Below are 14,212 nucleotides of genomic sequence, written 5' to 3' on the forward strand. Positions count from 1 at the left end.
AAACTCCGCGCTGAAGAGTTACAGCGGGATGTTCTTGTGGCGGCCGCGCCGGTGCGGGGCCTCGGCCAGCGCCTGCGTCAGCTTGCTGCGGGTGTGCGCCGGATCGATCTTCTCGTCGACCACGCCGATCTCGATCGCGGAATCCACACCGCCGGCGATGCGCTCGTGCTCGATGGCCAGCTCCTCGTGCAGCGCCTCGCGCTCGTGATCCGGAGCGGCGGCCAGCTTGCGCTTGTGCAGGATGCCGACGGCGGCCTTGGCGCCCATGACGGCGACCTCGGCGTCCGGCCAGGCGAACACCTTGGTGGCGTTGAGCGAACGGGAGTTCATCGCGATGTAGGCGCCGCCGTAGATCTTGCGGGTCACCAGAGTGACGCGGGGGACCGAGGACTCACCGAAGGCGTGCAGCAGCTTGGCGCCGCGGCGCACCACACCGCCCCACTCCTGGTCCACGCCCGGCAGGTAGCCCGGGACGTCGACGACGACCACCAGCGGAATGCCGAACGCGTCACACAGCCGCACGAAACGTGCCGACTTCTCGGCACTTTCGGAGTTCAGGCAGCCGCCGAGACGAAGCGGGTTGTTGGCGATCACGCCGACCGACCGGCCCGCGAGCCGACCCAGACCGACGACGATCGACGGGGCCCACTTGGCCTGGAACTCCTCGAACGGCACGCCCTCGTCGAGCAGCGCCTCGATGATCGGGTGCACGTCGTAGGCGCGGCGGGCCGACTCCGGCATCAGCGCCATCAGGTCGGTGTCGCCTGCCTCGGCCTTGCTCCGGTCGAAATGGCCCTGCTGGCTGAACAACCCGACCAGGCGACGGCCGCGCTCGTAGGCATCGAGCTCGTCGTCGGCGACGATGTGGCACACGCCGGACTTCTTGTGGTGAGCGTCGGGGCCGCCGAGCGACACCATGTCGACGTCCTCACCGGTGACGCTGCGCACCACGTCCGGACCGGTGACGAACACCTTGCTGTCCGGAGCCATGATGATGACGTCGGTCAGGGCGGGACCGTAAGCCGCACCGCCGGCGGCGAAGCCGACGACCACCGAGATCTGCGGGATGTAGCCCGACGCCCGGATCATCGCCTCGAAGACCAGGCCGACCGCGTGCAGCGCCTTGACGCCCTCGGCCAGCCGGGCGCCGCCCGAGTGCCAGATACCCACGATCGGGCTCTGCTCCTCGATCGCGGTGTCGTAGGCGTTGACGATGTGTGCACAGCCCTCGATGCCCATGGCACCGCCCATCACGGTGCCGTCGGTGCAGAACGCCACCGTACGAACACCGTTGACGGTGCCGGCCGCGGCCAGCACGCCGGAGCGGTCCCGCTCGTGCAGCAGCTCGACGCTGCCGTCGTCGAAGAAGGTCTGCAGGCGCAGCAGCGGATCGCGGGGGTCGAGCGATTCAGCGGCAGCTTCGGGGGCCATGATCGTCATAAAGGTCTCCTTTAGTGGAAAGCTCTGGGTCGCCGTAGTTGTGGAGTCTCAGTACTTCCCGAAGGCGAGCGCGACGTTGTGCCCACCGAATCCGAACGAATTGTTGATCGCGTACTTGAAGTCGCCTTGCCGGGGGTCACCGGCCACCACGTCCAGATCGATCTCCGGATCGAGGTTGCGCAGGTTGAGCGTCGGGGGAATGACGCCGTCCCGCAGCGCCATGACCGTCAGGATGGACTCGACCGCGCCGACCGCGCCGACCGAGTGTCCGAGAGCGGACTTGGGCGCGTAGACAGCGGGCACGTGGCCGCGCATCGCGTTGTTGATCGCTTTCCCCTCGGCCACATCGCCGACGCTGGTGCCCGTGGCATGCGCGTTGATGTGATCGATGTCAGTGGGTTCCAGGCCCGCCAGTTCGATGGCGCGGGTCATGGCGTGACCAGCCTGCTCGCCGTTGGGGTCCGGCGCGACGATGTGGTAGCCGTCCGAGGTGACGCTCGCGCCCATCAGACGGCCCAGGATGTTGGCGCCGCGCGCCTTGGCGTGCTCCTCGGTCTCGATGACCAAGAGGGCGCCGCCCTCGCCGAACACGAAACCGTTGCGGTCCTTGTCGAACGGGCGGCACGCGCCCGCCGGGTCGTCGTTGGTGTTCGACAGCACGATGCGCATCTGCGCGAAGCCGGCGATCGGCACGGCCTCGATCTTTGTCTCGACGCCACCGCAGATCGCGATGTCGGCCTCGCCGAGCACGATCTGGCGCCAGGCGTTGGCGATGGCCTCGGAACCGGAGGCGCAGGCCGAGATCGAGGTACACACCCCGGCCTTGGCCTTGCGGTCCAGCCCGACAGCCGCTGCCGCACCGTTGGGCATGTACATCTGCACGACCAGTGGTGACACTGCGCGCAGGCCCTTGGTCCTCATGCCGTCGTAGGCGAACACGAGTTCCTCGGAGGAACCCATGCCGGTGCCGATGGACACCATGAGGCGACGGGTATCGACCTCCGGGGAGCCTGCGTTGGCCCAGACCCGGCGGCCGATCACCGTCGACATCTTTTGCAAATATGACAACCGGCGCAGTTCGACCCGCGTCAGCTCGTGATCGAAGTCCTCAAGAAGATGCCCGCCGATGCGAACCGGCAGGTCGTACTCCTCGACGAACGAATCGGTGAGAGTGCGGATGCCACTCTGACCGTCGAGCAGCTTCTTCCAGGTGCTTTCAGCATCGGTTGCCAGCGCCGTTGACATGGCTACGCCGGTGACAACCACATTGGGAAGACCATTCCCAGTGGACAATCCCGCCATATTTGCTGTGTTCTTCCTTCCGTGCTTTCCCTCGGTGGGTGCCGTCGGGGTTACCTATCGGGTTTGTTTACCCGATGTCAGTACTTCCCAAAGGCCAGAGCCACATTGTGGCCACCGAATCCGAACGAGTTGTTGATGGCGTACTTGTAGTCGCCATAACGAGGCTCGCCCGCAACCACATCGAGATCGATCTCAGGATCCGGTGTCTCATAGTTAAGCGTCGGGGGGATGACCCCGTCGCGCAACGCGAGGACCGTCAACACCGACTCCAGCGCACCGACTGCACCGATCGAGTGGCCCAGCGCCGACTTCGGCGCGTAGACCGCTGCGTTCTCGCATCCGGCAACGCGGATGGCGTTGGCCTCGGCGGTGTCACCGATCGGGGTGGCCGTGCCGTGGGCATTGATGTGGTCAATGTCCTTGGCTTCCAGACCCGCGGTTTCCATCGCCCGCTTCATCGCGGCACCGGCACGCTGACCGTTGTCCGCGGGAGCGACCATATGGAACGCGTCCGAGGTGATACCGGCACCCAACACACGGGCCAGCGGCTTGGCGCCACGGGCCAGGGCGTGTTCCTCGGTCTCGATGATCATCATCGCGCCGGCCTCACCGAACACGAAGCCGTCGCGATCCTTGTCGAACGGCCGCGACGCACCGGCGGGATCGTCGTTGCGGGTCGACATGGCACGCATCATCGAGAACGCCGCGATGGGCAGTGCCTCGATGCCGCCTTCCACACCGCCGACAACAGCGAAGTCCGCGTCACCCATCACGATCTGTCGCCAGCCATGCGCGATGGCCTCGGACCCTGACGAACACGCCGACACCGGGGTGATGACCCCGGCGCGGGCGCCCAGCTCCAGGCCGGCAACCGCAGCGGCGCCGTTGGGCATGATCATCTGAACGGCGAGCGGGCTGACCTTGCGGATCCCGCCCTCGTTCATCGCGTCGTAGGTCTCGACGATCTTCTCGCCGCCACCGAGACCGGTGCCGATCACGACCGAGAACCGGTCGGGATCGACCTCGGGTGCGCCTGCGTTCTTCCACAGGCGCCGGGCCAGCACCAACGACATGCGCTGCACATAGGAATTGCGGCGCAGCTCGATGCGGGTCAGGTGGCTGTCGACGTCATCGACCAGGTGACCACCGATACGCACCGGGAGGTCCCACTTGGTGACGAAGTCGTCGGTCAACTCACGGATGCCGCTTTCTCCGGCCAGGAGGCCCTTCCACGTGCTCTCGATGTCAGCAGCGAGCGCCGTGGTGGCCTCCACGGCAGTCACCACGACGTTCGGGAAGCCTCCGTTAGCAGTGGAAGGTCTGGTCATTCCGAGCCAAACTTCTCGCGCAGGGCGGCGGCGGCCTCGGGGTTCTCTTCTTCGAGCTTCTGGATGTAGGAGACGACGTCACCGACGGTGCGCAGGCCGGCCAGATCCTCGTCGGGGATCTTCACGCCGTACTTGTCCTCGGTCTGCACGGCGATCTCCACCATCGACAGCGAGTCGATGTCCAGGTCGTCGACGAACGACTTCTCGGGGGTCACCTCGGACGGCTCGATGCCGGTGACCTCTTCGATGATCTCTGCGAGACCGGCGATGATTTCTTCTTGACTGGCGGCCACAATGGCTCCTTCTTGTTGTTGACACTGCCCTCCGGGTGCGGAGGACATTTCGGGACGTTCGGTTTTTACTGCGTTATTCGTTACTGCGTTATTCGGTTTTGCTGGACTTACAGCTCGTCCAAGCCATCCAGGTCTGCGGGGGCCTTGACCGCGCGGGTGGGTGTGCCCTTCAGTTCACGCTTGGCGATGCCGACCAGGGTGCCCGCCGGCGGGAACTCGACGATCCCGGCGCGCTCGGCGCCCTGGAAACGGTCCCGCATGGTGGCGGTGCACAGATCCCAGCGCACCGGCTTGGTCAGCTGGGACACCAACTTCTCCATCGCATCGGCGGCCGAGGCGACCGGCTGGCCGTCCGCGTTCGACAGAAGTGTCGCGGTGGGCTCCGCGGTCGTTACAGACGCGGCTGCGGCGGCGTAGCCGTCCAGCGCAGAAGCCATGTAGTGGGTGTGGAACGCGCCTGCGGTCGCCAGCTGACGGACCCGGGCCTTGGCCGGCGGATCCTCGGCGAGCTTCTCCAGTGCCGCGATCGCACCGGCGGCGACGATCTGGCCGGCGGCGTTGCGGTTGGCCGGGACCAGGTCCAGCGACTCCAGCCGGGCCAGCACCTCGGCCTCGTCGCCACCGAGCACCGCCGACATGCCGGTCGGCTCGACGGCGCAGGCCTTTGCCATCTCGGCGCCACGGGTGGCGGCCAGCTTGACCGCGTCGTCGGCGGAGATGACGCCGGCGATGGCGTAGGCGGCGATCTCACCGACCGAATGGCCGGCGACGATGGTTTCCGCGGTCGCGGGAACGCCGCGCTTGGTCAGTTCCTCGTAGGCCAGCAGCGTGGCGGCCACCACCAGCGGCTGCGTCACCGCGGTGTCGGTGATCTCCTCCGCGGTGGCGGTGGTTCCCAGACGCGCCAGATCCAGGCCGCTGATCTGCGACCACGTGGCGAGGCGATCGGCCGCGCCGGGCAGCTCCAACCAAGGGGAGAGCATGCCGGGGGTCTGCGATCCCTGTCCGGGAGCAAGCAATGCGAGCACGGGTAGAGGCACGTCATTAAGAGAACACTGTGAAGACCGTTTTGTGGGGTGTAAGAGATTATGAACCTTGTCTTATGTTTTTGTAGGTTCCCCACAAAAGTGCATGTGATGCGACATTGCCTTCACCGCAGCGAAATCTGTCACAGCCCCTCGGGCGCCCGGTGAGCGCAGTTCAGGCCCGCTGTCTGGCGGAATGTGCCGGGCGGATCGCGGGTATCACGACGGTTCCGGCATTTGGCGTGCTCGGCTGGTACGCCTGTTTGCTCAGTCTGCCGACTGTGGACGCAACGCGCAGCACGTAGGCGTCCCGCGGCACGGCGGGATCGCGGCCGGTGAAGTCGCCGATCCGTTTCAGCCGGTAACGCACCGTGTTTGGATGAACGAACAATTTGCGTGCGCAAGCTTCGATGGCGCCCCCGGAATCCAGGAACGCGTCGAGGGTCTCGGTGAGCGCCGGGCCTGCATCGGCCAAGGGGCGCATGACCTCGCTTTCCAACGCCGCGATCGCCGTCGCGTCGCCCAGCAGGGCCCGTTCGGGCAGCAGTTCGCGCGCCGACACCGGGCGGGGTGCGCCGGGCCATCCGGCCACCGCGTTCATGCCCGAGATCGCCTCGGTGGCGCTGCGGTGGGCGGCCGTCAGCGTCGGGGTTGTCGGTCCGACCACGACCGGGCCGTCGGCGAACACCGACAGCACGTCGACCAGGAAGCGATCGGTTGCTGACAGCGGGCCCGACACGATCGTCACCAGCCACGTCCCGTGGACATCGGACAAGGCCGCCCGGTTGTGGCGCTTGGTGACGTCGTGGATGTCGTCCCGGGCCAGATCCAGCCGGTCCGGATGCGGCAGGCCGACGATCACCGTGGCCGGCGCGGTGGCGTCCCAGTTCAGCGCCGCGGCCTGGGACTGCAGTTCGGTCCCGGTGTCGCCGCGCACCACCGCGTCGACGACGTTGGCCTCCATCCGCAGATCCCAGGCCCCACGGGCCTCGGCCTGATCGGCATAGGCGCTGGCCGCCGCGAACGCCAGGTCGCGGCTGTAGCGCAGGATGCCGGCCGTCAGCGCGTTGAGCTGCTCCTCGGAGCGGGCCAGCAGCGGCACCACCTCTTCGAAGAACTCCATCGAGGTCCGCACCATCTCGACCGACTGGCGCAGGGCGATACGCCGGCGCAGGTCCTGCGGCACCACCTCGAAGGCCTGGGCGGTGTAGCTGACGTCGCTTTCCGGGTCCCGCATCCATTCGACGAAGTTGACCACGGCGGTCTGTACGACCAACTGCACGCTGGCCCGCTGCGACGCGTCCAGATCGGAGAAGAAGTCCAGACGGTCGGCCATGGCGTGCACCGCCTCGGTGGCCAGCCGGCCGGAATACTGCTTCAACCGGCGCAGTACCGAGTCGGGCACGGTCTCAAGGACCTCGACCGTCGACTTCGGCGGAACGAACCGGTTGTCAGCCATCCCTAAAAGCTACGCCAATATTCTGGTGGATTCCTCCAAGCGCTCTCCGGCGAGCAGACGCCGCGGTACCCGAAATGTCGCAATCCGGGGTACTTGAGCGTCTGCTCGCGCGAAGGAGTTAGGCGCTTCCGGTATCGACGTAGGACACCGCGGCGGCGAACACGTCGTCGATCTTGTACTGCTTGGCCGCCGCGATGGCCACCGAAGGATCGATCTCGCCGTCGCGGGCCAGCCCCTCCAATACCGCCACCACGACCGACTCGGCGTCGGTATTGAAGTAGCGCCGGGCAGCCGGGCGGGTGTCGGAGAAGCCGAAGCCGTCGGTCCCCAGCGTGATGTAGGTACCCGGCACCCACTGCCGGATCTGCTCGGGCACCGCACGCATCCAGTCCGACACCGCCACCACCGGCCCGGCCGCGTTGGCCAGGGCGCTGGTCACGTGCGGGATCCGGGCGGGCTGATCGGGGTGCCGCAACCGGTGCCGTTCGATCTCCACACCTTCGCGGTTGAGCTCGCCCCAGCTGGTCACCGACCACACGTCGGCGGCCACGTCCCACTCCGCTGCCAGCATGTCCGCCGCGCGCAACGCCTCCGGCATCGACACACCCGAGGCCAGGATCTGGGCGGTACTCGTGCGCTGTTCGGGTGCGCGGCGGTACCGGTACATGCCGCGCAACAGCGCCTCGGTGTCCAGATCGGCCGGCTCCGCGGGCTGCACGTAGGGCTCGTTGTAGATGGTGATGTAGAAGAACACGTTCTCGGCGTGCTCGCCGTACATCCGCTGCAGGCCGCTCTCGATGATGTGGGCGATCTCGTAGGCGAACGCCGGGTCGTAGGTCACCGCGGCCGGGTTGGTCGACGCCAGCAGCAGCGAATGGCCGTCGGCGTGCTGCAGGCCCTCGCCGGTCAGCGTGGTGCGTCCGGCGGTCGCCCCGAGCACGAAGCCCTTGGCCATCTGATCTGCCGCGGCCCACAGGCCGTCGCCGGTGCGCTGGAACCCGAACATCGAATAGAAGATGTAGATCGGGATCATCGGCTCGTTGTGGGTGGAGTACGACGTGCCCACCGCGGTGAACGACGATGTCGACCCGGCCTCGTTGATGCCCTCGTGCAGGATCTGGCCGATCTCGGATTCCTTGTAGGCCAGCATCAACGTCGAGTCCACCGACGTGTACAGCTGCCCGTTGCGGTTGTAGATCTTCAGGCTGGGGAACCACGAGTCCATACCGAAGGTGCGGGCCTCGTCGGGGATGATCGGCACCAGGCGCGGACCGATGTTCTTGTCCCGCAACAGTTCCTTGAACGTGCGGACCGTCGCCATGGTGGTGGCCACGGCCTGGTTTCCCGACCCCTTCTTCAAGGCGGAGTAGGCGTCGGATGCGGGCAATGCCAGCGGTGTGCTCTTGTTGCGCCGTGCCGGCACGAACCCGCCCAGGGCGCGGCGACGGTCCAGCAGGTACCGGATCTCGGGCGCCTCGGGCCCCGGGTGGTAGTACGGCGGCAGGTAGGGATCCTGCTCGAGCTGCTCATCGGTGATGGGCACCCGGGTGACGTCGCGGAAGTCCTTGAGGTCTTGCAGCGCAAGCTTTTTCATCTGGTGCGTGGCGTTGCGGCCCTCGAAGTGCGAGCCCAGTGTGTAGCCCTTGATGGTCTTGGCCAGGATGATCGTCGGCTGGCCTTTGTGCTCCATCGCGGCGCGGTAGGCGGCATGCACCTTGCGGTAGTCGTGGCCGCCGCGCTTGAGATTCCAGATCTCCTGGTCGGTCATCGGCTGGACCAGGGCCTTGGTGCGCGGGTCGCGGCCGAAGAAGTGATCGCGCACGTAGGCGCCGTCGTTGGCCTTGTACGTCTGGTAGTCACCGTCAGGCGTCGTATTCATCAGGTTGACCAGCGCGCCGTCGCGATCGGCGTGCAGCAGGGCGTCCCACTCGCGGCCCCAGACCACCTTGATGACGTTCCAGCCGGCGCCGCGGAAGAACGACTCCAGCTCCTGGATGATCTTGCCGTTGCCGCGCACGGGGCCGTCCAGGCGCTGCAGGTTGCAGTTCACCACGAAGGTCAGGTTGTCGAGCGCCTCGTTGGCGGCCACCTGGATCAGGCCGCGGCTCTCGGGCTCGTCCATCTCGCCGTCGCCGAGGAACGCCCACACGTGCTGATCGGAGGTGTCCTTGATGCCGCGGTCATGCAGGTAGTGGTTGAACCGGGCCTGGTAGATGGCGTTCATCGGACCCAGGCCCATCGACACCGTCGGGAATTCCCAGAAGTCGGGCATCAGGCGCGGGTGCGGGTAGGACGGCAGGCCACCGCCGGGATGGCTGTGCTCCTGGCGGAAACCATCCAGTTGGTCGGTCGTCAGCCGGCCCTCAAGGAAGGCGCGTGCGTAGATGCCGGGGGAGGCGTGGCCCTGGATGAAAACCTGGTCGCCACCGCCCGGGTGGGATTTGCCGCGGAAGAAGTGGTTGAAGCCAACCTCATACAGCGACGCCGATGATGCATACGTCGAAATATGGCCGCCCACACCGACTCCCGGGCGCTGGGCCCGGTGCACCATGATGGCCGCGTTCCACCGGATCCAGGCGCGGAAGCGTCGCTCGACGTCCTCGTCGCCGGGGAACCAGGGCTCCAGCTCGGTGGGAATGGTGTTGACGTAATCGGTCGACGTCAGTGCCGGGATGGCGACGCGCTTCTCGCGCGAGCGCTCCAGCAGCCGCAACATCAGGTACCGGGCCCGCGCCGGACCCGATCGCTCCAGCAATTCGTCGAACGACTCCAGCCATTCCGCGGTCTCGTCGGTATCGATATCGGGAAGGTAGGAGGCAACTCCCTCGCGAATCACCCGGACCCGGTCGGGTTCGGCTGCAGTAGAGGAGTTTTGGGCCAGATCCTGGCGCACGAACTCGGTGGTCAACTTCCGCTCCTTGTTAGGCGGTAACAACTGACAGTGCTTGTGGCACCTTCTATCGTCCACCCATCTTGCCGCCTCGGTGTCGCTGGGGGTGGCGCTGCGGAAGTTACCCATCAGTTGCTTTCTGAACCGGTAACGTCTGCAGATCGTGCCGGTTGATGGGCGGGTTGGGGCAAAGGCGCGGATCGCCGCGCGCGCACTCGGTGGTGCCGCGGTGATCGCGATGGTCGTGGTGGGTTGTTCGGCTGTTACCGGCGGTACCGCACAGGTGGATTCCGCCGCGGCGCCCGAGTACCGGGCGTCGGTGAAGGCATCGATCGAGGAGTCCTCGGCGAGCTCGGTGACCCGCGAATCCGAACGGCAGGCCTCCCTGACCACGCGCGCCGTGCACACCGTGTGCGAGGACCTCAGTACCTCGGCCGTCGACGCGGTCAATGCGGTCAACGGCTATGTCGAGGCCGTCAACAACAACGGCGACACCGCAGCCAAGGCGGGCCCCGCGATCGACGGGCTGAACCGCAGCGCCGATCTGGTCAGCTCCGGTCTGTCCGACGCGCTGTCACCGGATCTGCGCGCCGCGCTGACCGAGTGGGTCGACTCGGCAAGAGTCCTTGTGGCGGCGATTTCCGGCCATGTCGGCCCAGACCAGTTCAACGCGGCGTCGACGCGATCGAACACCGCCCGAGAGAACGCACTGACCAGATGCGACAAGGCTTACTGACCGGCGGAGCGACAAACTCGCCCGCCGGACACCCGCACCGGTGGGTCGGCGTGCGACGATAGGGCACAACACGCATCGCACGCGCGAATGAAGCGGGCAACGGACAAGTCTTGAGAGAGGCTCGAAGAAAGGTTAAGGAGGACGACGGTGGTCGCGGCGGCGGGGACGGACTCAGGCCCGAACTACGCCCACATCCTGGGGATCCAGAAGGATCAGATAGTCCAGGAACTGGGTTGGGACGAGGATAGCGACGACAACATCCGGGCCGACATCGAGGAAGCGTGCGGCTCCGAGCTGCTCGACGAGGATTCGGACGAAGTCGTAGATGTTGTATTGCTCTGGTGGAGAGACGACGACGGGGATCTGGTCGACCGGCTCATGGACGCCATCACCCCACTCTCCGAGGACGGCGTGATCTGGGTGGTGACGCCCAAGACGGGCAAGCCCGGGCACGTGCTGCCCGCGGAGATCGCCGAATCGGCGCCGACGGCGGGTCTGATGCAGACCTCGTCGGCCAAGTTGGGGGACTGGACAGCGAGCCGGCTGGTGCAGCCGAAATCGAAGGCCGCTGGAAAGAGGGGCTAGTGCTCGCTGTCGGTGCCCCAGCGCCCGATTTCACGCTCCGGGACCAGAACGGCAGGCCGATCACCCTCAGCGGGTACCGCGGCGCCAAGGACGTGCTGCTGGTGTTCTTCCCGCTGGCCTTCACCGGCGTGTGTGAGGGCGAACTCGGAGAGATCCGCGACAAGCTGCCGTTGTACGAGAACGACGACACGGCGACGCTGGCCATCTCGGTCGGACCGCCTCCGACGCACAAGATCTGGTCGATCGAAAGCGGATTCACGTTCCCGGTGCTGTCGGATTTCTGGCCGCACGGCGCGGTCACCCAGGCCTACGGCGTGTTCAACTCCGATGCCGGATACCCGAACCGGGGCACGTTCGTCGTCGACCGGGCCGGCCAGATCCGCTTCGCGGAGATGATGGACCCGGGCCAGGCACGCGATCAAGCCGTGTGGCGGGAGGCGCTGGCCGCCTTACGGGTCTAGCCAGTCTTTGCGGGATTTCCGGTCACGCCGTCTCGGCGTGTACCGTGCCTGCGACGGGGCGCGTAGCTCAGTGGTAGAGCTCTGGTTTTACACACCAGCGGTCGGCGGTTCGATACCGTCCGCGCCCACCATCAAATTCCCTGGTCCTAGGACCACACCGGCTTCGCGCGTTTGAGCGCGAGTTCCTGGCCCCGCATGACGGTCTCACCCCAGCACGAAGGGCTCTCCCGGGAGAACTTCATGTTGACGAACCCGGTGAGATCGCGCCTGATGACGTACTTGAACGCAACCGGGCCCGTCTTCGGCTGGGAGCTGCCGGGTCGGCACTGCACGCCGGGGTTGACGCGCTCACCGACCCAGGCGCCCTTGTGCCGGTCGGCGCCGTCATCCCACGACAGGTCCAGCTGCCAGTCGCCCTCCGGCGCGGGCGAGTGCACGCGCAGACATTCGGGCCCGCAGCCCGTCAGGGTCCAGTCGTAGGGGTGCGGCGCGGCGTTGCCCGAGGTCTCGGTGACCGTGTAGACGCCCGGCCGGGGCAGCGGCGGAGCCGGTGGCTCAGGGGCGGCGGCCGGCGGGGTCGATGACTGCAGGCCGCCGAGCGCGAATCCGATTGCCAGCGAAACGGCAACCAGGACAATGGCGTCTTTCAAAGGGACCTCCGCGTCGGATCATATCCGCGCAGTCCGCGATACCCTGCGGTACCACCAGAGTTCAGTTCCCGGCGAAGAACTCCAGGGCGATACCGTCGGGGTCGCGGAAGCTCAGTCCCGACCCGTACGGCGCGTCGACGATCCCGCCGTGGGCGATGCCCAGCCCGTCGAGCCGCTCCACCCAGGCCTGCAGGTCCGCACGTGACGCGCAGCCGAAGCCGACGTGGTCCAGGCCCACCCGGAACTCGCTGAAACCCTCGTCGGGCGCGGGATTCCGGTGTTGATGGATGCCGAACAGCGTGCCGCCCTCCAACAGCCACACCAGGTGATGGAAGCCGGCGTCGGTGTCCTCGTCGAGCACCGGATCGGCGCCGAACAGCGTGCGGTACCACGGGCCGCTGACCGCCAGATCGCGGACGGTGACCGCCACATGAGCGAGCGCGGGGAACGTCATCTTCGCCTCCTCGATCAGACCACCCGTTTGCCGAAGCGGTCACGGATCCGCATGTCCCACAGATAAAGCTGGTAGCCCAACAGCCACACCTCGTGCGGGATCACGCGATCGGCGACCCGCAGCCCGGCCAGCAACCGCTCGAACCGCCGCTGTTGATCGGCCGTCCAGCTCATCCGCATGTGACCGCGGAACTCCGCGGGCAGGAACCCGGTGGTGGCGAACAGGTTGAACCGCCCGGCCAGCAGCCTTATCGGCGCGGGCAGGAACGCCATCGCGGCCACCCCGTGCAGGTGCTCGCGCACGGGCGGGTCGATCCGCAGGTCCTGCAGCGACTGCTTCCAGTACGCGTCGAAGGCGTTGCGGTCCTCGGGCCACATCTCGTCGCGCACCTGCAGAGTGGTGCCCAGGGTGCGGGCGTCGGCATAGATCGCGTCGGCGGATTCCTCGTCGAGCGGGCCGTAGAGGAACTCGTGCATGTCGACGTAGTAGCGGTACAGGCAGGCCGCCACCCACAGTTGCAACCGCGGGTCGAAAGCGTTGTAGGACACCGGGCTTGACTTCCGTGAGCGGACCATGGCGTGCACCCTGTCGATCTGGGCGCGCAGCAGCGCACGGTCGGCATCGGTGCCCATGGTGGCCGCGGCCAGGTAGGTGCCGGTGGTGCGGGCTCGTTTGAACGGATGCTTGTAGACGTTGCCGCTGTCCACCGGGCTCTCCAGGACGCCGTAACCGACACCCGGGGCCGACAACTGCATGATCACGTTGGCCGCGGGCAGCAGCGCCGCCGCCGGGTTGAGCAGATCGGTGACCCGTCGCGGGCGTCGTGCCGGACCCAGCCTCATGAATTCGAGTAGACCACTTGTGAGACGCTGCCGAGGTGTTTGCGCGTAGAAGCCGACGAGCCTGGCAGGGTCGCGCCGCCGGTATCGCCGTGGGATTCCTGGCCGACCTGCTGCTGGGGGATCCGCGCCGCGGGCATCCCGTGGCCGGGTTCGGCACTGGCGCAGCACGGTTGGAAAAGCTGATCTACGCCGACAATCGCGGGGCAGGCGTCCTGCACACCGGGCTGTTGCTCGGCGGGCTGGCCGGGCTGGGCTGGGCCGCGGGGCGCGGCGACCGGGTCTGGGTGACGGCCGCGGCCACCTACGTCGCGCTCGGCGGCACATCGCTCAACCGGGTCGGGCATCAGATGGCGACGCTGCTCGCCACCGACGACGTGGCCGGAGCCCGCCGGCTACTGCCCTCCCTGTGCGGGCGGGATCCCGCCGCGCTGAATGTCTCGGGCCTGACCAGGGCCACCGTGGAATCGCTGGCCGAGAACACCTCTGACGCCCAGGTGGCACCGCTGTTCTGGGCGGCGATCGGCGGGGTACCCGGGGTGCTGGTGTACCGGGGAGCCAACACGCTGGACGCGATGATCGGGCACCGCTCGCCGCGCTACAACTACTTCGGTTGGGCTGCAGCCAGATTCGACGATGTACTGAACTATCTGCCGGCCCGGTTGACCGGGGTGCTGGCGGTGCTGTGTGCCCCGGTGGTGGAGGGGTCGCCGGCCGCGGCGTTGCGCGCCTGGCGGCGCGACGCGTCCC

Annotated in this window: 14 protein-coding genes and 1 tRNA gene; 5 read left to right on the top strand and 10 right to left on the bottom strand. The window is 67.1% G+C overall.

The features are described 5' to 3' along the window. Nucleotides 1-18: 18 nt before the first annotated feature. From TX88_RS29800 to aceE, 7 genes are all read right to left on the bottom strand, one after another. On the bottom strand, nucleotides 19-1,440 hold the full coding sequence (locus TX88_RS29800) for an acyl-CoA carboxylase subunit beta (protein ID WP_044523466.1): 1,422 nt from the start codon (nucleotides 1,438-1,440) through the stop codon (nucleotides 19-21). Nucleotides 1,441-1,488: 48 nt separating this feature from the next. Continuing rightward, a complete protein-coding gene (kasB, locus tag TX88_RS29805) occupies nucleotides 1,489-2,742 on the bottom strand; it encodes a 3-oxoacyl-ACP synthase KasB (RefSeq protein ID WP_044523469.1) in 1,254 nt (417 codons plus the stop codon). Nucleotides 2,743-2,819: 77 nt separating this feature from the next. After that, on the bottom strand, nucleotides 2,820-4,070 hold the full coding sequence (kasA, locus tag TX88_RS29810; RefSeq protein ID WP_044523472.1) for a 3-oxoacyl-ACP synthase KasA: 1,251 nt from the start codon (nucleotides 4,068-4,070) through the stop codon (nucleotides 2,820-2,822). Further along, nucleotides 4,067-4,363: a meromycolate extension acyl carrier protein AcpM gene (acpM, locus tag TX88_RS29815; protein WP_003884427.1), complete on the bottom strand. Its 297-nt coding sequence runs from the start codon at nucleotides 4,361-4,363 to the stop codon at nucleotides 4,067-4,069. The genes kasA and acpM overlap by 4 nt, the downstream gene beginning before the upstream one ends. Nucleotides 4,364-4,470: 107 nt before the next feature. Continuing rightward, nucleotides 4,471-5,391 (bottom strand): ACP S-malonyltransferase, encoded by a 921-nt coding sequence (locus TX88_RS29820; RefSeq protein ID WP_084622263.1) that lies wholly within the window; start codon nucleotides 5,389-5,391, stop codon nucleotides 4,471-4,473. Between the two features lie 172 nt (nucleotides 5,392-5,563). After that, nucleotides 5,564-6,847, bottom strand: coding sequence for a PucR family transcriptional regulator (locus TX88_RS29825; protein ID WP_044523482.1), 1,284 nt, complete (start codon nucleotides 6,845-6,847; stop codon nucleotides 5,564-5,566). A 118-nt stretch (nucleotides 6,848-6,965) separates the two neighbouring features. Further along, nucleotides 6,966-9,755 (bottom strand): pyruvate dehydrogenase (acetyl-transferring), homodimeric type, encoded by a 2,790-nt coding sequence (aceE, locus tag TX88_RS29830; protein WP_044523485.1) that lies wholly within the window; start codon nucleotides 9,753-9,755, stop codon nucleotides 6,966-6,968. A gap of 220 nt (nucleotides 9,756-9,975) precedes the next feature. Here aceE and TX88_RS29835 point away from each other — a divergent pair, with 220 nt between their 5' ends. The 4 genes from TX88_RS29835 to TX88_RS29850 all read left to right on the top strand — a co-directional run bounded on the left by TX88_RS29835 (nucleotide 9,976) and on the right by TX88_RS29850 (nucleotide 11,650). Next, entirely contained in the window at nucleotides 9,976-10,473 is a 498-nt protein-coding gene (locus TX88_RS29835) for an Rv2240c family protein (RefSeq protein ID WP_044524331.1), read from the top strand. Between the two features lie 147 nt (nucleotides 10,474-10,620). Next, the gene (locus tag TX88_RS29840) at nucleotides 10,621-11,058 is read left to right on the top strand and encodes a DUF3052 domain-containing protein (RefSeq protein ID WP_044523491.1); all 438 of its coding nucleotides are present in this window, start codon (nucleotides 10,621-10,623) and stop codon (nucleotides 11,056-11,058) included. After that, nucleotides 11,058-11,519 (top strand): peroxiredoxin, encoded by a 462-nt coding sequence (locus TX88_RS29845; RefSeq protein WP_044523498.1) that lies wholly within the window; start codon nucleotides 11,058-11,060, stop codon nucleotides 11,517-11,519. The genes TX88_RS29840 and TX88_RS29845 overlap by 1 nt, the downstream gene beginning before the upstream one ends. Nucleotides 11,520-11,575: 56 nt before the next feature. Continuing rightward, a tRNA-Val gene (locus TX88_RS29850) sits at nucleotides 11,576-11,650 on the top strand. A gap of 15 nt (nucleotides 11,651-11,665) precedes the next feature. On the opposite strand, the gene TX88_RS29855 is transcribed toward TX88_RS29850, so the two are convergent. The 3 genes from TX88_RS29855 to TX88_RS29865 form a co-directional block, all read right to left on the bottom strand. Beyond that, the gene (locus TX88_RS29855) at nucleotides 11,666-12,169 is read right to left on the bottom strand and encodes a hypothetical protein (protein ID WP_044523501.1); all 504 of its coding nucleotides are present in this window, start codon (nucleotides 12,167-12,169) and stop codon (nucleotides 11,666-11,668) included. Between the two features lie 61 nt (nucleotides 12,170-12,230). Beyond that, nucleotides 12,231-12,623, bottom strand: coding sequence for a VOC family protein (locus TX88_RS29860; RefSeq protein WP_044523503.1), 393 nt, complete (start codon nucleotides 12,621-12,623; stop codon nucleotides 12,231-12,233). Between the two features lie 14 nt (nucleotides 12,624-12,637). Further along, entirely contained in the window at nucleotides 12,638-13,465 is an 828-nt protein-coding gene (locus TX88_RS29865; RefSeq protein WP_044523505.1) for an oxygenase MpaB family protein, read from the bottom strand. A gap of 35 nt (nucleotides 13,466-13,500) precedes the next feature. On the opposite strand from TX88_RS29865, the gene TX88_RS29870 reads away from it, so the two are divergent. Continuing rightward, nucleotides 13,501-14,212: CobD/CbiB family cobalamin biosynthesis protein (locus tag TX88_RS29870; RefSeq protein ID WP_049925527.1), on the top strand; the 712-nt coding region annotated here is incomplete at its 3' end.

It is taken from the genome of Mycolicibacterium septicum DSM 44393 (assembly GCF_000455325.1).
GTDB classification, from domain to species: Bacteria; Actinomycetota; Actinomycetes; order Mycobacteriales; family Mycobacteriaceae; genus Mycobacterium; species Mycobacterium septicum.

Excerpts from the sequence above, each read along its gene's own strand:
- TX88_RS29800 (WP_044523466.1), bottom strand. The coding sequence starts at position 1,440 with ATGACGATCATGGCCCCCGAAGCTGCCGCTGAATCGCTCGACCCCCGC.
- kasB (WP_044523469.1), bottom strand. The coding sequence starts at position 2,742 with ATGGCGGGATTGTCCACTGGGAATGGTCTTCCCAATGTGGTTGTCACC.
- kasA (WP_044523472.1), bottom strand. The coding sequence starts at position 4,070 with ATGACCAGACCTTCCACTGCTAACGGAGGCTTCCCGAACGTCGTGGTG.
- TX88_RS29825 (WP_044523482.1), bottom strand. The coding sequence starts at position 6,847 with ATGGCTGACAACCGGTTCGTTCCGCCGAAGTCGACGGTCGAGGTCCTT.
- TX88_RS29835 (WP_044524331.1), top strand. The coding sequence starts at position 9,976 with ATGGTCGTGGTGGGTTGTTCGGCTGTTACCGGCGGTACCGCACAGGTG.
- TX88_RS29860 (WP_044523503.1), bottom strand. The coding sequence starts at position 12,623 with ATGACGTTCCCCGCGCTCGCTCATGTGGCGGTCACCGTCCGCGATCTG.
- TX88_RS29865 (WP_044523505.1), bottom strand. The coding sequence starts at position 13,465 with ATGAGGCTGGGTCCGGCACGACGCCCGCGACGGGTCACCGATCTGCTC.